21 protein-coding genes are annotated in these 19227 nt (G+C 57.0%); 5 read left to right on the forward strand and 16 right to left on the reverse strand.

Going from position 1 to position 19227, the window contains the following annotated elements; translation table 11 throughout:
* The 7 genes from paaN to orn all read right to left on the reverse strand — a co-directional run bounded on the left by paaN (position 1) and on the right by orn (position 6301).
* A complete protein-coding gene (gene paaN, locus VF694_RS02325; protein ID WP_440163639.1) occupies positions 1–1665 on the reverse strand; it encodes a phenylacetic acid degradation protein PaaN in 1665 nt (554 codons plus the stop codon).
* A gap of 82 nt (positions 1666–1747) precedes the next feature.
* Positions 1748–2830 carry a 1,2-phenylacetyl-CoA epoxidase subunit PaaE gene (gene paaE / locus VF694_RS02330; RefSeq protein WP_059318830.1) on the reverse strand — a complete coding sequence of 361 codons (1083 nt, stop codon included), beginning with the start codon at positions 2828–2830 and terminating at the stop codon, positions 1748–1750.
* 4 nt (positions 2831–2834) lie between these two features.
* Complete coding sequence (gene paaD / locus VF694_RS02335; RefSeq protein WP_003799195.1) at positions 2835–3335, reverse strand: 1,2-phenylacetyl-CoA epoxidase subunit PaaD; 501 nt, start codon at positions 3333–3335, stop codon at positions 2835–2837.
* A gap of 5 nt (positions 3336–3340) precedes the next feature.
* Complete coding sequence (paaC, locus tag VF694_RS02340) at positions 3341–4105, reverse strand: 1,2-phenylacetyl-CoA epoxidase subunit PaaC (protein WP_003799193.1); 765 nt, start codon at positions 4103–4105, stop codon at positions 3341–3343.
* Between the two features lie 8 nt (positions 4106–4113).
* Complete coding sequence (paaB, locus tag VF694_RS02345; protein ID WP_003799192.1) at positions 4114–4398, reverse strand: 1,2-phenylacetyl-CoA epoxidase subunit PaaB; 285 nt, start codon at positions 4396–4398, stop codon at positions 4114–4116.
* Positions 4399–4492: 94 nt separating this feature from the next.
* Positions 4493–5485, reverse strand: a complete 993-nt coding sequence (gene paaA / locus VF694_RS02350; RefSeq protein WP_003799190.1) for a 1,2-phenylacetyl-CoA epoxidase subunit PaaA — start codon at positions 5483–5485, stop codon at positions 4493–4495.
* A 270-nt stretch (positions 5486–5755) separates the two neighbouring features.
* Positions 5756–6301 carry an oligoribonuclease gene (orn, locus tag VF694_RS02355; RefSeq protein ID WP_003799188.1) on the reverse strand — a complete coding sequence of 182 codons (546 nt, stop codon included), beginning with the start codon at positions 6299–6301 and terminating at the stop codon, positions 5756–5758.
* A gap of 43 nt (positions 6302–6344) precedes the next feature.
* Between orn and VF694_RS02360 the strand changes: the two genes are divergently transcribed.
* A complete protein-coding gene (locus tag VF694_RS02360; RefSeq protein WP_003799186.1) occupies positions 6345–7592 on the forward strand; it encodes a M48 family metallopeptidase in 1248 nt (415 codons plus the stop codon).
* A complete protein-coding gene (gene rsgA, locus VF694_RS02365; RefSeq protein ID WP_003799185.1) occupies positions 7589–8488 on the forward strand; it encodes a ribosome small subunit-dependent GTPase A in 900 nt (299 codons plus the stop codon). Before VF694_RS02360 ends, rsgA begins: the two co-directional genes overlap by 4 nt.
* Positions 8489–8567: 79 nt before the next feature.
* On the opposite strand, the gene VF694_RS02370 is transcribed toward rsgA, so the two are convergent.
* Together VF694_RS02370 and rplS are read right to left on the reverse strand one after the other, a co-directional pair.
* On the reverse strand, positions 8568–9239 hold the full coding sequence (locus tag VF694_RS02370) for an NUDIX hydrolase (RefSeq protein WP_003799183.1): 672 nt from the start codon (positions 9237–9239) through the stop codon (positions 8568–8570).
* 153 nt (positions 9240–9392) lie between these two features.
* Complete coding sequence (gene rplS, locus VF694_RS02375; RefSeq protein WP_003799181.1) at positions 9393–9767, reverse strand: 50S ribosomal protein L19; 375 nt, start codon at positions 9765–9767, stop codon at positions 9393–9395.
* Between the two features lie 274 nt (positions 9768–10041).
* Here rplS and VF694_RS02380 point away from each other — a divergent pair, with 274 nt between their 5' ends.
* Positions 10042–10317 (forward strand): lipoate protein ligase C-terminal domain-containing protein, encoded by a 276-nt coding sequence (locus VF694_RS02380; protein ID WP_003799175.1) that lies wholly within the window; start codon positions 10042–10044, stop codon positions 10315–10317.
* Complete coding sequence (locus VF694_RS02385; RefSeq protein WP_131070684.1) at positions 10314–11084, forward strand: lipoate--protein ligase family protein; 771 nt, start codon at positions 10314–10316, stop codon at positions 11082–11084. Before VF694_RS02380 ends, VF694_RS02385 begins: the two co-directional genes overlap by 4 nt.
* A gap of 31 nt (positions 11085–11115) precedes the next feature.
* On the opposite strand, the gene VF694_RS02390 is transcribed toward VF694_RS02385, so the two are convergent.
* The 6 genes from VF694_RS02390 to VF694_RS02415 all read right to left on the reverse strand — a co-directional run bounded on the left by VF694_RS02390 (position 11116) and on the right by VF694_RS02415 (position 17057).
* Positions 11116–11310 carry a hypothetical protein gene (locus VF694_RS02390; RefSeq protein ID WP_003799172.1) on the reverse strand — a complete coding sequence of 65 codons (195 nt, stop codon included), beginning with the start codon at positions 11308–11310 and terminating at the stop codon, positions 11116–11118.
* 305 nt (positions 11311–11615) lie between these two features.
* Positions 11616–12257, reverse strand: coding sequence for a peroxiredoxin (locus VF694_RS02395; RefSeq protein ID WP_440163641.1), 642 nt, complete (start codon positions 12255–12257; stop codon positions 11616–11618).
* A gap of 184 nt (positions 12258–12441) precedes the next feature.
* The gene (locus VF694_RS02400) at positions 12442–14259 is read right to left on the reverse strand and encodes an acyl-CoA dehydrogenase (protein WP_131070685.1); all 1818 of its coding nucleotides are present in this window, start codon (positions 14257–14259) and stop codon (positions 12442–12444) included.
* 108 nt (positions 14260–14367) lie between these two features.
* A complete protein-coding gene (locus VF694_RS02405) occupies positions 14368–15297 on the reverse strand; it encodes an electron transfer flavoprotein subunit alpha/FixB family protein (protein ID WP_131070686.1) in 930 nt (309 codons plus the stop codon).
* Complete coding sequence (locus tag VF694_RS02410) at positions 15298–16047, reverse strand: electron transfer flavoprotein subunit beta/FixA family protein (protein ID WP_003799165.1); 750 nt, start codon at positions 16045–16047, stop codon at positions 15298–15300.
* A gap of 86 nt (positions 16048–16133) precedes the next feature.
* Positions 16134–17057, reverse strand: coding sequence for a histone deacetylase family protein (locus tag VF694_RS02415; RefSeq protein ID WP_301605859.1), 924 nt, complete (start codon positions 17055–17057; stop codon positions 16134–16136).
* An 11-nt stretch (positions 17058–17068) separates the two neighbouring features.
* Here VF694_RS02415 and mltB point away from each other — a divergent pair, with 11 nt between their 5' ends.
* Complete coding sequence (gene mltB, locus VF694_RS02420; RefSeq protein ID WP_131070688.1) at positions 17069–18262, forward strand: lytic murein transglycosylase B; 1194 nt, start codon at positions 17069–17071, stop codon at positions 18260–18262.
* Here the strand turns inward: mltB and cysM are convergent.
* On the reverse strand, positions 18259–19164 hold the full coding sequence (gene cysM / locus VF694_RS02425) for a cysteine synthase CysM (RefSeq protein ID WP_240208564.1): 906 nt from the start codon (positions 19162–19164) through the stop codon (positions 18259–18261). The genes mltB and cysM overlap by 4 nt on opposite strands.
* Positions 19165–19227 lie beyond the last annotated feature (63 nt).

Genomic DNA, 19227 nt, shown 5'->3' on the forward strand with positions numbered 1-19227 from the left:
TTAGAAATGCCAGCGGGTCTGAACGACACGGAAACGGTTAGCCACATAGGCCGAGTCCGACAGAGAGGCGTTGGCAGCCGGGTTGGCGCCCGTACCATGGAAGTCGCTGTAGGCTGCGGTCTGATTAATGAACACGGCGCCGGTCAGGTTCAGGGACAGGGACACACCGGAACGCTCGGCCATGCGCTGGATCTGGGCAGTCACGGCATCATCGGTACTGTACGCCGACAAGGTCAGTGCGCCGTGCTCGATCACGTTGCGTCCTGCCACTTCAATGCTTTGCTCGGTCGAATCGGTTTGCACCACAAATACGATGGGGCCAAACCATTCTTGCTGAATCTCGGGCTGGTCCACACGGGCCTGCAAGATCAGAGGTGTGCGTACGCGGGCACCGGGAAATGCAGGGTGCTCCAGTGTCTGGCTGTCAGCCAGGATAGGCATGCCCAGCTGGCGCGCCTGATCGATACGCTGTGCGCAGGCTTCGTTTTGCACGGCACCGGTAATTTCAACGGCGCGGGCCGGATCGGACACCAGTTTTTGTACGGCCTGGGCCAGACCTTGAGCCACTTCGTCAAAACTCATCACACCATCAGCCGTGCGGATACCGTCACGAGGCACGTAGATGTTTTGAGGAGCAGTACACATCTGGCCGGAATACAGGGCAAAGGAGAAAGCCAGATTGCGGGCAACCGCCTTGAAATCGTCAACCGAATCAATAATGACCTGATTCACACCGGCTTTTTCGGTGTAGACCAACGCGTGGCGCGCATTTGCTTCCAGCCAGTTGCCGTTTTGGCTACTGCCGGTAAAGTCGATCAGCTTGACGGCCTTGTTCATGGCCAATTGCTGTGCCGTATCTTCCGAAGGCTCGTGAGCCGCCAGCACGACCACGTTGGGATTGAAACCGGCCTCGGCCAGCACTTCGCGCGCGACAGCCACGGTAATGGCCAGAGGCAGGATCGCGCCAGGATGCGGCTTCACAATCACGGTGTTGCCGGTGGCCAAGGAAGCAAACAGGCCAGGGTAACCATTCCAGGTCGGGAAGGTGGAGCAACCAATGACCAGACCAATGCCACGGGGCACAACTTTGAACTGTTTCTTCATCTGGATGGGATCATGCTTGCCCTGGGGCTTGATCCAGTCAACCAGACCGGGGATGCGGGACATTTCCTGCCAGGCGTAGGCCACGGCTTCCAGCGCACGTTCCTGAGCGTGAGGGCCACCGGCCTGGAAGGCCATCATGAAACCCTGGCCCGTTGTGTGCTGCACGGCATGAGCAATCTCGAAGCTGCGCTGGTTCAAGCGATGCAGAATTTCCAGACAAATGCCCACCCAGGCCTGCGGGCCCGCATCGCGCCAGCTGTCCAGCGCCAGTTGCGACTGGGCCACCAACTGATCCACGGGGACTTTGAGGTAACGGATGCCCAGATCAAAACCAAAAGGCGAGCGCTCATTACCCACTTCTCCTTGGGCGCCTTCCAGCGTCAAGGGAAAGGCTTTGTCGCGGTAGGCTTCAAATGCAGCCTGACCTTCCTGAGCCGCGGTTTCACCGTAAGCGCGCGGGCTGGGATTTTCAGGATAAGCGCTCCAGAAATTGCGCGCTAGGATGCTGCTCAAAGCCTGATCCAGCGTCGCCTGATGCGTTTTGAAAAAATCTGCTGCCATACAATGTGCTCCTGAAACTAGTAGGACGCCAAGCTGGGAAGCTGGCGTCCAGATTCTTGGAAAACCGCTATTTTTGGCGGTCTTAGGTTTCCTGATCGAAGTCAATCACTACCCGGTCGGTTACCGGAAAGCTTTGGCAACTGAGCACGAAACCGCGGGCTACTTCGTAATCTTCCAGCGCAAAGTTGGCATCCATGTCCACTTCGCCCTCTACCACCTTGCAACGGCAGGTGGAGCAAACACCACCTTTACAGGAATACGGCAATTCCAGACCTTGCTCGAGCGCTGCATCCAAAATGCTGCTGTTGCTCTTGCTGATGGTCAGGTTGCGTGTGATGCCATCCTGAATCACGGTCAGCTCGCACTCTTCCTTGCCCGGTGCCTTGCGCGACTCCTCACCCGTACGCAGCGCACGTGGCCCTTTGGGAGCGCCAAACAGCTCGAACTTGATCTGGGATTTTTGCAGACCGTTTTCCTGCAAGGCGGCCACCACCTGCTCGCTCATGTCCTGGGGACCGCACACAAAGGCCACATCCACACTGGCCGGATCGAACCATTGCTGCATCAGCTGGCGGACTTTCTCACCGTCCAGGCGACCGTTGAACAGATCAATATCCTGCGTTTCCCGGCTCATGATATACACGATGGAGAAACGTTCCATATAGGTGTTTTTCAGGTCCTCGATCTCTTCGCGAAACATGATGGCCGAAGAGGCGCGGTTACCGAAAAACAGCGTGAAGGTGGAATTGGGCTCGGTATCCAACGCGGTCTTGACCAGCGACAGAATGGGGGTGATACCGCTCCCCACCGCAAAGGCAACATAACGGTGCGCGTGGCTGGGGTCAAAATCTACGGTGAAGTTGCCATCAGGAGGCATGACCTCCAGCGAAGCACCTGCCTGCAGATGGCTGTTGGCCCAGGTAGAGAAAGCACCATCATTGACGCGCTTGATCGCCACCCGCAGCAAGCGGTCGTGCGGAGCGGCACAGATCGAGTAGGAGCGGCGCAGTTCCTGGCCGTCCAGATGGGTGCGCAGGGTCAGATACTGACCGGGGCGAAACTGAAACACATCCTGCAAATTGTCGGGCACATCAAAAGCTACCACCACAGCATCGCGGGTGCTGCGCGAGACCGATGCCACAGGAAGAGAATAAAACTGACTCATAGGACTAATGCGCCTTAAAGTAATCGAATGGTTCGCCACAGCTGATGCAGCGGTACAGCGCCTTACACGGCGTCGAGCCAAACTGGCTGATGACCCGTGTATGCGTGGAGCCACACTGAGGACAGGCCACCACGGGCGCCTCGGGCTGGCGCAGCAAACCAGAAATATCAACTGCACTTTGGGCCGGGGGAGCGATACCGTAATCACGCAGGGCCAGCTTGCCTTGCTCACTCATCCAATCGGTCGTCCAGGCCGGCGACAACTTCGTATCGACTCGAACCTGCTCGATGCCGGCCTGCTGCAAGGCTTGCTCAATCGAGTGGCTCATCTCGTACATCGCCGGACAACCAGAGTACGTCGGTGTGATGGTGACCACGCACACGCCCTCCTCCCAGTTCACGTCACGCACAATGCCCAGGTCCAGCAAGGAGATCACGGGGATCTCCGGATCTGGAACCGTGGCCAGTATCTGCATGACTTGCTCGGTGCTCCAGGTCTGTGTCATGACGATCACCAGGTGGCGTCGGGGTACATACGTGGCAGATGCTGCATTTCCGCCAGCAGATACCCTAACGCTTCCGTATGACGGCCTTGCGGGCCGCCACGGTATGCCTTGTGCTGGGCATCCTGTTCGGCTGGACAACGCAAGGTAGCGCGCTCCAGGGCGGTCCGGATGTACTCCAGGCAGGGCTGCCACAGGCTGGCCATCAAGGGCACGGCCTGACGCTGAGCCAGCTCCTGGGTGACCTCATCATCCAGGAACAGTTCACCCAGATAGAACCAGGCATCGTCTATCGCTTTTTGCATGCGCTTGTGGCTCTCGGCAGTACCATCACCCAGACGCACGATCAGATCGGTCGAGCGGCGCAAGTGGTACAGCACTTCCTTGTGCGCTTTCTGGGCGATGGCCCGAATCTGCTCATCGGTGGATTGCAGCAACTGCTCCAGCAAGAAACAGTGCCAGGCATCAAAGAGAAACTGACGCGCCAAGGTATCGCCATAGTGACCGTTCTCACGTTCGACCAACAGATAGTTGGTGTACTCGTGAGCGTCACGATGATAGGCCAGACGATCTTCGTCGCGGCCTTGGCCTTCGGTCTCGCCGGCCAGCGTCAGCCACATGCGGGCCTGACCCAACAGGTCCAGGGCGGTATTGGCACAGGCCAGCTCTTCTTCCAGAGCCGGGCCATGTCCAGTCCACTCACCCAGACGCTGAGCCAGCACCAGGGTGGAATCGCCCATGCGTAGGGCGTAGGAAAACAGGGCTTTGTCCATACCGATTCCTACATATTGATGCCGTCAGGCATGGGGAAAAAGGTAGGGTGACGGTAGACCTTGGTGTTGGAGGGCTCAAACAGCGGCCCTTTGTCACCCGGACTGGAAGCCGCGATATCGGCAGCACGCACCACCCAGATGCTCACGCCTTCATTACGGCGGGTATAGACATCACGCGCATTGTTAATGGCCATTTCGGCATCCGGCGCGTGCAGGCTGCCTACATGCTTGTGAGCCAAACCATGCTGGCTGCGAATGAAAACTTCCCACAGGGGCCAATCGTTCTTGCTCATAACTGAAAATTCCTTGCTGTGCAGCCGCGCTCTTACTGCGCGGACTGCGAATCGGATCGGATCAGAAACCGTCACGGTTTCCTGGCCTTAGGGATCAGGCCACCTTGCGGATGGCTTCCTGCTTCTGGGCATGGGCATCCAGTGCCTCACGGAACCACGCGCCGTTTTCGTGGGCGTCCACCCGGGCCTGGAGTCGTTCACGATTACAGGGGCCATTGCCCTTGATCACCGCCCAGAACTCATCCCAGTCAATCTCGCCAAAGTCGTAGTGGCCGCGCTCTTCGTTCCAGCGCAGATCAGGATCAGGAATGGTCAGGCCCAGATACTCGGCCTGCGGCACGGTCTGATCCACCATTTTCTGGCGCAACTCATCATTCGAGAACAGCTTGATCTTCCACTGCATGGACTGGGCGCTGTTGGTGGAGTCTGCATCGGAGGGGCCGAACATCATTAGCGCGGGCCACCACCAACGGTTGATGGAGTCCTGCGCCATGGCCTTCTGTTCCGGGGTGCCATGCAGGCACATCTGGATCAAAAGATCGTAACCCTGGCGCTGGTGGAAAGACTCTTCCTTGCATACCCGCACCATGGCACGGGCGTAAGGACCGTAAGAGCAGCGGCACAAGGGAATCTGGTTAATGATGGCCGAGCCGTCAACCAGCCAGCCGATCATGCCGATGTCGGCCCAATTCAGGGTGGGGTAATTAAAAATGCTGGAGTACTTGGCTTTGCCCGACAACAGATCATCGACCAGCTTGTCACGGCTGACACCCAGTGTTTCGGCAGCGCTATACAGATACAGACCGTGACCGGCCTCGTCCTGCACCTTGGCCATCAAGATCGCTTTACGCTTGAGCGAAGGAGCGCGGGTAATCCAGTTGCCTTCGGGCAGCATCCCGACAACCTCGGAGTGCGCGTGCTGAGAAATTTGGCGCACCAGGGTTTTGCGATAGGCTTCGGGCATCCAGTCCCTAGCTTCGATGCGGACACCCTCATCGATGCGCTCTTGAAACCGACGCTCTTCGTCGGACATCTGCTCGATATCCCGGACCTGCTTGACGCCTGTCTCTACAAGTTGTGCATACATGACCATCCCCGGTAAGAGTACTGAAAGCGTTCAACAAAATTTTGTTTTGACGCAAACCATATACACTTCATTATTTAATACGAAAAATGTGATGTCAATCGCAAAACCGTATCATATGACCCGGAAACGGATACTTTAAGGGTAAATACTTAGACGTAAAAAAACCGAGGTGCGATAAATCGCTGCCCTCGGTTTTGGTCCCGCCCGCATGCCCTTGCCTGCCCTGGCAGACGCGCTTAACGCGCTTGCGCCTTGACCGGCGCGCTGTGTTTACAGGCGGATGAAATGCTCGCGGTAGTGTTTAAGTTCGTCGATGGACTCGTAAATGTCGGCCAAGGCTTCGTGGCGGCTTTGCTTGACGAAACTTTTAACGACATCGGGTTTCCAACGCAGAGCCAGCTCTTTCAAGGTGCTGACATCCAGATTGCGATAATGGAAGAAGGCCTCCAGGCGGGGCATGTAGCGGTACATGAAACGACGGTCCTGGCTGATGGTGTTGCCACACAGGGGCGACTTGCCCGCTGGTACATGCTCTTTCAGAAACTCCAGCAACTGATCCTCGGCCTGCGCTTCAGTCAGGGTCGACGCTTTGACCTTGTCGATCAGGCCACTGCGGCCATGTGTCCCCTTGTTCCAGGCGTCCATGCCATCGAGCAATGTGTTGCTTTGATGAACCACCAGAACCGGGCCTTCGGCTACCAGGGTCAAGTCTGCTTCTGTTACCACGACCGCAACTTCGATGATGCGCTCTTTGTCCGGGTCCAGTCCTGTCATCTCCATATCGAGCCAGACCAGACGCTGTGTGTGAACCGCCATATAATCATTCCTCAAAACGCCCATTTTACATATAGCCGCCTCCATGCTGACTTTGTTGTTCATTATCTTTCTGCTGGCAGACGTTTTGCTGCGCTTTTATCTCGGTCTGCGGCAGATCCGGCACGTTTATCGACATCAGAACCAGGTGCCTGCCGAGTTTTCCGAACGCATCGGCCTGCATAGTCATCAGCGCGCGGCGCGTTACACCATTGCACGCACACGGCTGGGCTTGAGCGAACGCCTGGTGGAAGCCCTGGTGTTGCTGGGCTTTACCTTGCTGGGTGGCTTGCAATGGCTGGATATCACCCTCGGCCACTGGATCAGCCACGAACTGCTGCGGCAGCTTGCCCTGATTGGCGCCGTGCTGGCGATTATGGGTCTGGTCGGCCTGCCCTTTGCCTGGTATCGCAAGTTCGTACTGGAGGCGCGCTTTGGCTTTAACCGCATGACACCTGCCTTGTTTTTTGCGGATACCGCCAAAACACTGCTCATCATCTTGGTGCTGGGCACACCCCTGTGCGCCGCCCTGCTCAGCCTGATGGATTGGGCCGGACCCTCCTGGCCGTGGTATGGCTGGGGCTTGTGGCTGGCCTTCAATCTACTGGTGCTATGGTTGTACCCGCGTGTTATCGCCCCGCTCTTCAACACGTTTAAACCACTGGAAGATGCCGGCCTGCGGGATCGCATCAACGCTTTGGCGCAACGTTGTGGCTTCCAGACCAGTGGGTTGTACGTAATGGATGGCTCGCGCCGCTCCGCCCACGGCAATGCGTACTTCACCGGGCTAGGGCGCCAAAAACGTATCGTGTTTTTTGACACCTTGCTCAACAAACTCCAGCCCGAAGAAGTCGAGGCCGTGCTGGCGCATGAACTGGGCCACTTCAAGCATCGGCATATACAACGCCGCCTCTTGATCAGTGTGCTGACATCGCTGGTCTTTTTCCTGCTGGCAGGCTGGGCCTGGGGCAAAGTGGGCTTTTACACCGGCCTGGGTGTCATCCCTCAACTAGGCCGCCCCAATGATGCGCTGGCTCTGATCCTGTTCTTTATGGTGGTGCCCACCTTTACCTTCTGGATGGGTCCTTTGAGCGCCCTGCTCTCACGCCGTGACGAATATCAGGCCGACCATTTTGCGGCCCAGCACAGTGGTGCCCAGGACTTGATCAGCGCCTTGCTCAAGCTCTATAACGACAATGCTGCAACGCTGACACCTGATCCGCTACACTCTGCCTTCTACGACAGCCACCCCAACGCGATTGATCGCATTCGACACCTGAAAAGCCTGGCATGACATCCACAACCATTAGCGGTCTGGTGACCGCCGCCCACGGTCGCCACTACTTTGTCGAGCTGCCCGATGGCCAAACCATCAAATGTTTCCCGCGTGGAAAAAAAGCGGGGATTGCGGTGGGCGACCAGGTCGATGTCATGATGCAGGCCAAAGGCGAAGGCTCCATTGAGCAGGTACAGGAGCGGCGCAATTTGCTGTATCGCTCTGACGACTTCCGCACCAAGCAATTTGCCGCCAATATCGATCAGCTCCTGATCGTGGTGGCGCCCGAACCCGCCTATTCCGAAGACCTGCTGGGGCGAGCGCTGGTTGCCGCCTGGAGCGTGGATATTGATCCGGTCATTATCTTGAACAAGGCGGACCTGGGCACGCATCTGGAGCGCGCCCGACGCAAACTGGCTCCGATTGCCGCGCTGGGGGTGCCTATTTTAGAAATGGTGGCCTTGGAACCCGAACAGACCCGGGAAGCACTGGCTCCCTGGCTGGCGAACAAACGCACGCTACTGCTCGGTCAGAGTGGCATGGGCAAATCCACATTGCTCAATGCCCTGGTTCCGGATGCAGGCGCACTGACCCAGGAATACTCGCAAGCCTTGGGGGCAGGTCGGCACACGACCACCAGCACCCGTCTCTATCACCTGCCCAATAGCGGCGACCTGATCGACAGCCCCGGCTTCCAGGCCTTTGGCCTGTCGCATATGACGCAAGAAGATATTGCTCACGGCTTCCCCGACTTTCGCAAAGCTGTGGAATCCTGCCGCTTTTATAACTGCACCCACAGGCATGAGCCAGGCTGTGGCGTGCTGGCGGCCATCGAGGCGGGCAGCATTCACCCTGAGCGTCACGCGCTGTACCAGCGCTTGCTGGCCGAACACGAGAACAAACCCCGCTACTAAGAGAACAAGGGGGAGAGGCAAAACGCGCTGTTTTGTGAAAGCGGGATTCGGCGTCGGAACGACCGACCGTCCAGCCTGACTACAGACCTGTGGCGCGCGTATCCCCGCCGGCAGACAATTGCACCCAGGCGGCGGACAGATGGTGGTAGAGATTGCGAATCAAGACCGCGGTGGCGCCCCAAATAAAATAAGGCCCCCACGGAATCGAAAAGTAATAGCGACCCGCCCCGTCGGGCAAATCCGCATGATGCAATTGATGACGCTGCGGGTCCAGCAGGACTGACAGGGGCACCTCAAAGACTTCGGCGACCTCGGAACTGTCAGGCAGCACCTGAAAGCCCTCTTGCAGCTCACCAATAACAGGACGCATCGCAAACTGGGTGCTGGTGACAAAAATGGGATGCTGGCCTAGATAACGCACAAAGCGCGGCTCAATACCGATCTCTTCCTGGGTTTCACGCAAGGCGGCTTCCACCGGCCCCAGGTCCGAGGCCTCAATACGCCCCCCAGGAAAACTGATCTGCCCGGCATGGTTGTGCAGGTGCATGGCCCGGCGCGTAAAAATGACGGTAGGCCCCTCGGGTCGCTGCATCACGCCAATACAGACGGCGGAGCGCACATTCATGGAACCGGGCAAAAACTCGGGATAAAACGAACTGCGAAATAAAGGCTCGACCTGCCACTGTATGGGCTGGGAAAAAGCGCTACGCAGAAAATCCAATTGCTGGGCTTGCGCAGGCAAATCAGGCAAAGGGTCTAATGCAACCAGGGGTTGGCTGCGAGGGTCGAATCCAGGAACGATAACGGGCCTGATACGAGGCTTATCCATAAGAACTGGTATGTGATCCCACATAAAAACAAAGGCACCCGCCTGGGTGCCTTTGCATCGCTGTTCGCTGGGAAATTAATTGCCCGAACGACGAACGAGTTTTTCTTTGATGCGAGCGGCTTTACCCGAGCGATCGCGCAGATAGTACAGTTTAGCACGACGAACAGCGCCACGACGCTTGACTTCGATGCTGGCGATCTGAGGGGAATACAGCTGGAATGTACGCTCAACGGCTTCGCCAGAAGAAATCTTGCGAACGATGAAGGAAGAATTCAGACCACGGTTGCGACGGCCAATAACCACGCCTTCGTAAGCCTGGACACGCTTGCGCGTACCTTCAACCACGTTTACGTTCACCACAACGGTGTCACCAGGACCGAACTCGGGAGGCAGTTTGCCACCGGTCAGGCGCTGGATTTCTTCTTGCTCAAGAATAGCGATCAAATCCACGATTGACTCCAAAACCATCGTATCAGCCGCACACATTATAAGAATCGCGCTGACAGAGGATGAAAAATGATTAGCCCACGATTCTACCAGTAAATATTGTGAATTACCAAATTTTTTGACAGCGTGCCCATGCGTCCCTGCGCGTTTAACTACGCTAAAATACGACACTTTGGGCATCCTGCCCATGTATTAAACGCAGCACGAGCGATTGCTTACTCGCTTAGCCCTCCCTTTTGCCCAAAAGGGTCCGCGCCTATCAAAGGACACACCGTCTATGCATGCTGAATACAAAGTTCCTGGCGGCAAGCTGGTCGTGGTCGATCTGGATGTCAAAGACAATATGATCGAACAAGCACGACTGAGCGGCGACTTTTTTCTGGAACCCCCCGAAGCATTGGGTCTGATCAATCAGGCCTTGCAAGGCCTGTCCGTCAACAGCAGTGCCGAAGAAATTGCCGCTTACGTCAGCCGCGCTCTGCCTGCCGAGGTTGAAATGTTCGGTCTGGACCCACAGGCTATTGGCGTAGTCGTGCGGAGGGCCCTGGCATGACAGGTTGGAACGAATTGCCCTGGGAACTGATCCATATGGAGCCGCAGCCTGCTGCTCTGCACATGGCATTGGATGAAATCATTACCCAGGAAGTCAGCGAGGGCACCCGCGCCCCTACCCTGCGCATCTGGGAGTGGCAAGAAGCTGCGGTTGTCATCGGACGATTCCAGTCCCTGCGCAATGAAATTGAAGCTGAGGCTGCAACCCGTCATGGCATTCGAGTCGTACGGCGCATCAGCGGAGGGGGCGCCATGTTCATCGAACCGGGCAACACCATTACCTACTCTTTAAGCGTGCCCAAGCAGTTTGTTGCCGGCATGACGTTTCAAGAATCCTACGAGTTTCTGGATTCCTGGGTGATTGAGGCCCTGCGCGACATTGGCATTGATGCCTGGTACCAGCCCCTAAACGATATCACCAGCGCAGGCGGAAAAATCGGTGGCGCAGCCCAGGCACGCCGTGGCAATGCGGTTTTGCACCATGTGACCATGGCCTACGACATTGATGCCGACAAAATGCTGGAAGTCCTGCGCATCGGCAAGGAAAAACTGTCTGACAAAGGCACCACCAGTGCCAAAAAACGGGTGGACCCTATCCGCAGTCAAACGGGCATGAGCCGTGAAGCGGTGATTGAGGCCATGCTGGATGCTTTTCGTAAAAAAACGGCCCTCAAAACCAGCACACTGGATACATCGACACTGGAACAGGCCGAAAAACTGGCCCGCGACCGCTTCCTGTCAAACGACTGGACACAGCTGGTGCCCTGATCGCCCCTTGGAGCAGCACACGGGCGTGGCCTTAAAACCCACCCATGCTGCCCAACCACAGCAAGCCGGGAATACTGGCACCCCACACGGCAACCAAACACACATCCATCACCTTGGCCTTGAACGACAAAGGCTGGGTGAACGGGCTGGACGAAGCCGCGGAGCGTACTGGGCCCCGGAAACGAGGAGTGGCTTGAGGACGGTAATGACGGCTTGGACGGGACATGGCTAACTCCGTTTACTGTTTTCCTATACAGTACTGTACTTAAAACCAGCCTTTAGTGCAATCAGCGCTTGCAGTGATGTTGCGCCTGCCCCACTGAGCAGCTGAAACCTGGTCCTGGCGCCAGTCACAGCCCATTCACTACCAATCCTGCCATACCTCTCCCACGAGTTTTCGGGGCTCGCAAGCCACGCTAACCCAGCACTTTACACAGTCGTTCTGTGCGGCAACTCTTCCTGCAAGACCCACAAAAAAGCCCTCGTGCCGCAATGGCACGAGGGCTTTTTGTCAGGACCTAAACGCAATATTTACTTGTTGGGCTGAGGCGTCACACGCAGGTAAGGACGGATCTCGGTGTAGCCCTTGGGGAACTTCTGCTTTAACACTTCGGGGTCTTTCAGGCTTGGAACGATAATGACGTCGTCGCCATCTTCCCAGTTAACCGGAGTGGCCACGCTGTGGCTGTCAGTCAATTGCAGAGAGTCAATTACGCGCAGGATCTCGTTGAAGTTACGGCCCGTGCTGGCAGGGTAAGTAATGATCAGACGGACTTTCTTGGCCGGGTCAATGATGAACACCGAACGAACCGTCACCGTGGTGCTGGCGTTGGGGTGAATCATGTCGTATAGATCCGATACCTTACGGTCAGCATCGGCCAGGATGGGGAAGTTCACCGTGGTGTGTTGAGTCTCGTTGATGTCGTCAATCCACTTGCCGTGGGAATCCACATCATCCACGGAGACAGCAATCACCTTCACGTTGCGCTTGGCAAATTCGTCGGCCAGCTTGGCGGTGTAGCCCAATTCGGTCGTGCAAACCGGCGTGAAGTCAGCTGGGTGGGAGAACAAGACGCCCCAGCTATCACCCAGGAACTCGTGAAACTTGATGATGCCAACGGAGGATTTTTGTTCAAAATCAGGGGCCAGGTCGCCCAGACGAAGTGTAGCCATTATGTTCCTCTTTCTAAATGCAGTGGCGATCAAGGGATCACCGACTTGAATAATCAGGACTAGTCAGATGATTTTGTCAGTATAAAGACAGCGCTTCAAATAATTAAAAGTCATATCAATATACCTAAAAAAGGCCCGATAGCCAAAGCGACTAAACGGGCCTTGCACTGCACGCCTTGAGAGCTTACAGCAGCTCGGGCGACAGGTAGGGGGTCAACTGCGCCCCATCCGCCACGGAATGCGCCAGAGCCGTCGCGCGCGGCAGCAAGTGGCTGGCAAAAAACACGCTGGTAGACAGCTTGCGGCGCAGGAATGGGTCCTGATTGCCCTCACTCAATGCCTTCTCGGCCGCTAACGCGGCACGGGCCATCTGCCAGCCAGTCAACACATAACCGGACAGCATCAGGAAGGGCACACTGCCCAGGAAAACGGCAGCCAGATCTTTTTGCGCATTCATCAAGGTAAAGGTGGCAGCCTGCTCCACACTTTTCACCCCGGCTTCCAGCCGATCTGCGATCAGTGTCAACGCCGCTTTGTGTTCGCCATCCTGGGCGGCGCGCTCACGCAGCTTGGCCACGGTGGCACCCAGTTCAGGGGCCAGGCCCTGAATAACCGCACCCGCATCACGCAACACCTTGCGACCGATAAAGTCATTGGCCTGAATGGCGGTCGTCCCCTCGTAGATGGGCAAAATGCGGGAGTCACGGTAATGCTGGGCTGCGCCGGTTTCCTCGATGAAGCCCATACCACCATGCACCTGTACTCCCAGGGAGGTCACCTCAAGAGACATCTCGGTGCTAAACCCCTTGACCACGGGTACCAGGAACTCATAGAGGGCCTGATACCGCTTGCGAGCGTTTTCGTCCGCGCTATGGCGCGCCTTGTCATTGACGCCAGCGGCAAAATAAGCCAACGCGCGCGATCCCTCGGTCAGCGCACGCATTTGCATCAACATGCGCTGGACATCCGGGTGATGGGCAATTGAAACCGCCTTGCCACCGCTCAAGGGGGCACCCTGGACACGATCATTGGCATACCCGATAGCCTGCTGCAGGGCTCGCTCGGCCACGGCAATACCCTGCACACCTACCGCATAACGGGCGGCATTCATCATGATGAACATGTACTTCAGGCCTTCGTTTTCCTTGCCCACCAGGTAGCCGACCGCGCCCTCGCCCACCTCGCCTTTACCGGACCCATACAGCAGCACGGCAGTCGGACTGCCATGGATACCCAGCTTGTGCTCCAGCGAGGCACACCAGACGTCGTTGCGGGCACCCAAAGACCCATCTTCGTTCACCAGGAACTTGGGCACGATAAATAGCGAAATCCCCTTCACACCGGCCGGTGCATCCGGGGTACGAGCCAACACCAGATGAATGATGTTTTCGGCCATATCATGTTCACCGTAGGTGATGAAAATCTTTTGGCCGCTGATGCGGTAGCTACCATCATCCTGAGGAACCGCACGGCTGGCCACCTGGGCCAGATCGGAACCGGCCTGGGGCTCAGTCAAGTTCATGGTCCCGGTCCAGCGGCCTTCAAGCAAGGCGGGCAGGAAGCGGGTTTTTTGCTCGTCCGAGCCCACCATGGACACAGCCTCAATCACCCCATCGGTCAGCAAAGGGCACAAAGAAAAGGCCAGGTTGGCAGCGTTGATATTTTCACACGCCACAGCACCGATCAGCTTGGGCAGACCTTGCCCGCCCAGCTCGGCTTCGTGCTGCAGTCCTTGCCAACCGGCTTTTGCAAATTCCTCAAAGGCTTTCTTAAACCCGGGTGTCGTCGTGACCACACCGTCATTCCACTTGGCGCCATTCTGATCTCCGGCGCGGTTCAACGGCGCTACTTCCTGCTCAACGAAACGGGCGTTCTCATCAATAATGGCATCGATCAACTCGGCCGAGAAATCCTCAAAGCCAGGCAATTCCAGCACACCAGGCAGATCAGCCAGCTCTGTCAGAGCAAAGCGGATGTCTTGGGTGGGTACACGATACGTCATGAACACTCCTACACAGAAACGAAAAGGACCGACACGGCAAGCAGTCCCCTGGGAATATACGCACTGAAAAAAGCCTGCTGGAAAAAAATCCAGCAGGCCGATAGGCGCTTAGAGCGCTTTTTCCAACTCAGGCACCGCTTCGAACAGGTCTGCAACCAGACCGTAGTCGGCCACACCGAAAATCGGCGCCTCAGGGTCTTTATTGATCGCCACAATGACCTTGGAGTCCTTCATGCCAGCCAGGTGCTGGATGGCGCCCGAAATACCGACTGCCACATAAAGCTGAGGGGCGACGATCTTGCCCGTCTGTCCCACTTGCCAGTCATTAGGGGCATAGCCGGCGTCGACGGCGGCACGAGATGCCCCCAATGCCGCACCCAGCTTGTCTGCAAGACCGTCCAGCAATTTGAAGTTCTCGGCACTACCCAAACCGCGGCCACCCGACACCACCACACCGGCACCGGCCAGTTCAGGGCGATCGCTCTTGGCAACTTCACGGCTGACAAATGCAGAACGTCCCGAGTCAGCCACCGCCGTCAATTCCTCGACAGCAGCACTGCCACCTTCAGCGGCCACTGCATCAAAGGCCGTGGTACGCACCGTAATGACTTTGACAGCGTCGCCGGACTGAACGGTTGCCACCGCATTGCCTGCATAAATGGGGCGGGTGAAGGTATCAGCGGACTCAACGGACAAAATATCCGACAGTTGGCCCACATCCAGCTTGGCCGCCACACGAGGGGCGATATTCTTGCCCGAGGCCGTTGCCGGGAACAGAATATGGCTGTAGTTGGAGGCGATGCCCAACACCTGGGCAGCCACGTTTTCTGCCAGGCCTTCAGCCAGCGCTGGGCCATCGGCCAACAGCACTTTGCTGACCCCCTGGGCTTGGGCAGCCGCCTGAGCAACACCGGCGGCCTGATGACCGGCAACCAGAACATGAATATCGCCACCGATCTTCTGAGCGGCAGCCAGGGCATTGAGTGTTGCAGCCTTGAGCTGCTGATTGTCGTGCTCGGCAATAACAAGGATAGCCATTTAAATCACCTTCGCTTCGTTCTTCAGTTTCTCGACCAGCGTAGCCACATCGGGCACCATGATGCCAGCGGCCCGCGCTGGGGGCTCGGTCACTTTCAGAGTCTTGATCCGGGGCGTCACATCAATACCCAGCTCTTCGGGTGTCAGGGTCTCCAAAGGCTTTTTCTTGGCCTTCATGATGTTGGGAAGTGTCACGTAACGAGGCTCGTTCAAGCGCAGGTCCGTCGTGATCACGGCAGGCAGACTGAGCTTTAGCGTTTCCAGACCACCGTCCACTTCACGCGTGACCAAAACGCTATCGCCCGCCACCTCCACTTTGCTGGCAAAGGTGGCTTGAGGCCAGTCCAGCAAGGCGGCCAGCATCTGGCCGGTCTGGTTGGCATCGTCGTCAATGGCCTGTTTACCCAGGATCACAAGCTGAGGCTGCTCCTTGTCCACGACGGCTTTGATCAACTTGGCCACAGCCAGGGGCTGCAGTTCTGCATCGGTTTGCACCAGAGTGGCCCGATCAGCACCGATAGCCAGGGCCGTACGCAAGGTTTCCTGGCTTTGCGCCACACCGCAAGAGACGGCGATAACCTCAGTGGCAGCACCGCTTTCTTTGAGGCGGGTGGCCTCTTCGACGGCGATTTCATCAAAAGGGTTCATGGACATTTTCACATTGGCAATGTCCACCCCGGTTTGGTCGGATTTCACGCGCACCTTGACGTTATAGTCAACTACGCGTTTCACGGGTACTAACACCTTCATGTAATGTTCTCCAGTGCAGTCTTAATTAAAAAATTGTTCTGTTGAAATAGGGCTCGGGAAGAATTCCAAAGCCCGAGGCCGCTCGCCTAAAGCCCGGCGAGTGCCTTGATATGAGCCACCACGCTGCGTCCCAGGGACGAGGGATCGTACCCCCCTTCCAGCATGCTGACCAGACGATGGCCGGCACTAGGCGCACAAGCCCGGACAACCATCGCGGTCAATTCCGCATAATCGGCCTCAACCAAACTGAGCTGCCCCATCTCATCTTCACGGTGAGCGTCAAAGCCTGCCGAAAAAAAGACGATCTCTGGGGCAAATGCCTCGATGCGGGGCAAGCAAACTTGTTTGAACAGATCGATAATCTGAGCAGACTTGGTGTAGGCCTCAACCGGTATATTTACCATGTTTTGCGCTGCCGGGTCCTGAAAGGAATCAGGAAAAAATGGCGACTGAAAGAAACTGCACATCAGAACGCGCTCATCACCGGCAAAAATCTGCTCGGTGCCATTGCCGTGGTGTACGTCGAAATCCACAATCAACACACGCTTGAGATCATACTTCTCCATCGCATACGCCGCGGCAACAGCGATATTGTTGAAAAAGCAAAACCCCATGGCCCGCGCCCGCTCGGCATGGTGCCCGGGAGGGCGAACGGCACAAAATGCCCCAGTCGCGTCCTCGGTCATGACCCCGTCGACGGCGTCCAGGCCCGCACCAGCGGCTGCATAGGCCGCTTCCAGAGTATGAGGATTCATCAAGGTATCGGGGTCTATATTGAAATAGCCCTGACGCGGCACCTGTTCTTTGAGTTTTTGCAAATAGGCGCGGTCATGGACTCGCAAGATATCCTCATCCGTCGCCAGCCGGGCTTGTCGCTGGGCCAGATAGGATGCCAGACCGCTCGAGAGCAGTTGATCGTTTATGGCATCGAGTCGCTGCGGACTTTCCGGATGCCATCTCCCCATCTCATGCAAATGGCATGATGGATGGATAAAATATAGTGTCTCCATGAGGATGGATTATGTTCAGACCCACTCGAATTTTGCAAGCAGTACTGATCGCGCTGAGCACTGCCGGCTGCGCCACCCCCACTTCCCAGCCCCCGTCTTCGGACACCAAACCCAGCAACAACGCGACCTTTCAAGCCCCATCCCCAGCAACAGCTGCCATCACCATCAAGGCTCTGCCCGAACCGAGGTCAATTCAGGCCGGCCAGTCCCGTTCCGGGCGGACGCAGTTTTTTCAATTAAACGGTCAATTAAACGAGGATATCGCCGCCTATGCGCAAGAGGTAGCATTCGCACGCAACATCCCCCAGGATTTGGTTATCGATCTGCTGCAGCAGGCTCAATATAACGAAACCGCGGCTAAATTAATGCGCCCCACCAAAGGGCGCATCAAGCGCAGCTGGGTCACCTACCGGCAGCGCAATGTCGATCCGGCACGCATTCAAGGGGGGGTTCAGTTCTGGCAGAAGCATCGTCTGACACTGGACAGAATCGCCCAGGACTACGGTGTACCGCCTTCCATTATTGTCGCTATTTTGGGCGTGGAAACCGTCTACGGAAAAATCATGGGGGACTTCAAGGTACTGGACGCCCTGTTTACACTAGGCTTCGCTTATCCGGACAACAGTCGGCCCGAGCGCGGCCAACTGTTTCGGGATCAACTGGCGGATCTGATCGAACTGCATCATCAAGGTGAACTGGATGCACGGATTGCCCAGGGCTCGTTTGCCGGCGCGATGGGAATGTCCCAATTCATGCCTGGCAGCCTGATACGTTACGCCGTGGACGGAGACGGCGATGGCCGTATAGATTTGCGCAACAATCCGGCCGACGCCATGGCCTCGATCGCCAATTTCCTGCGTGCCCATGGCTGGGAGCCAGGACTGCCAGTTTTTGCCCCGGTGGCGCTGAGCACGGCCAATAAAGAGATGGTCGATGGCGGCATTTACCCCAAGCTGAACTGGGCGCAACTGCACCATGCCGGGGCCAGTGTCAAAGGCCAAGCCCAGAACACGGGCCTGTGGCAGCAGGCCAAACTAGGGGTAGTCAACCTGGTGGACGAGCCCCGCAATACCACTGAATACCGTCTGGGCACGCCCAACTTCTTTGCCATTACCCATTACAACCGCAGCTATTTTTATGCCAGCTCGGTTGCCGACCTGGCGTCCGAACTGGCCTGGCAGATGGGTTACGGCAACCCTAATTAATTGAAGATACCAGTGGACAAATAGCGGTCGCCACGATCGCACACTATAAAAACGATGGTGGCGTTTTGCACGCGTTGGGCCACGCGCATGGCCGCCACCAGCGCGCCGCCAGACGAAATACCGGCACAGATCCCCTCTTCGGCCGCCATACGGCGTGTCATGACTTCGGCCTCCTGCTGGCCGATTTCCTCGAACATATCCACCTTGGAGGGGTCGTAGATCTTGGGCAGATACTGCTCCGGCCACTTACGAATGCCCGCAATTTGCGCTCCCGGCGCAGGCTGCGCCCCCACCACGACAATGCCGCTATTTTGGCTGCGCAAATAATTGCCGACTCCCATGATGGTGCCTGTGGTCCCCATGGCACTGACAAAGTGCGTAACCTGGCCATCTGTCTGCTGCCAGATCTCCGGGCCAGTACTGTGTATGTGCGCGTCCGGATTATCCTTATTGGCAAACTGATCCAGCACCTTGCCCTGCCCCTGGGCCTGCATCTTCAAAGCCAGATCACGAGCGTATTCCATACCTCCTTGATCGGCGGGTGTCAGAATCAGCTGGGCCCCGTAAGCCGTCATGGAGGCACGACGCTCCAGCGACAAATTATCGGGCATGATCAAAATCATCTTGTAGCCACGAACGGCCGCAATCATGGCAAGGGCAATCCCGGTGTTGCCGCTGGTGGCCTCGATCAAGGTGTCCCCCGGCTTGATATCACCGCGGCGCTCGGCCTGCTGAATCATGGAGCGGGCAGCGCGATCTTTCACCGAACCTGCCGGGTTATTGCCCTCCAGCTTGGCCAACAAGACGTTACCGCGCGCCTGTCCGAACTCACCTGGTATGCGTTGCAACCGTACCAGAGGGGTCTGACCGACGGTATCTTCAATGGTGGGATAGTTTTTCATCAATAAATCTCTTACCTTGCGCAAAACAGCAGCCAGCTCACACTGGCTGCCCCTGCAGACTAA

This window comes from Alcaligenes sp. Lyrl_28 (genome assembly GCF_051948705.1).
In the GTDB taxonomy this organism is placed as follows: Bacteria; Pseudomonadota; Gammaproteobacteria; order Burkholderiales; family Burkholderiaceae_B; genus Alcaligenes; species Alcaligenes ammonioxydans.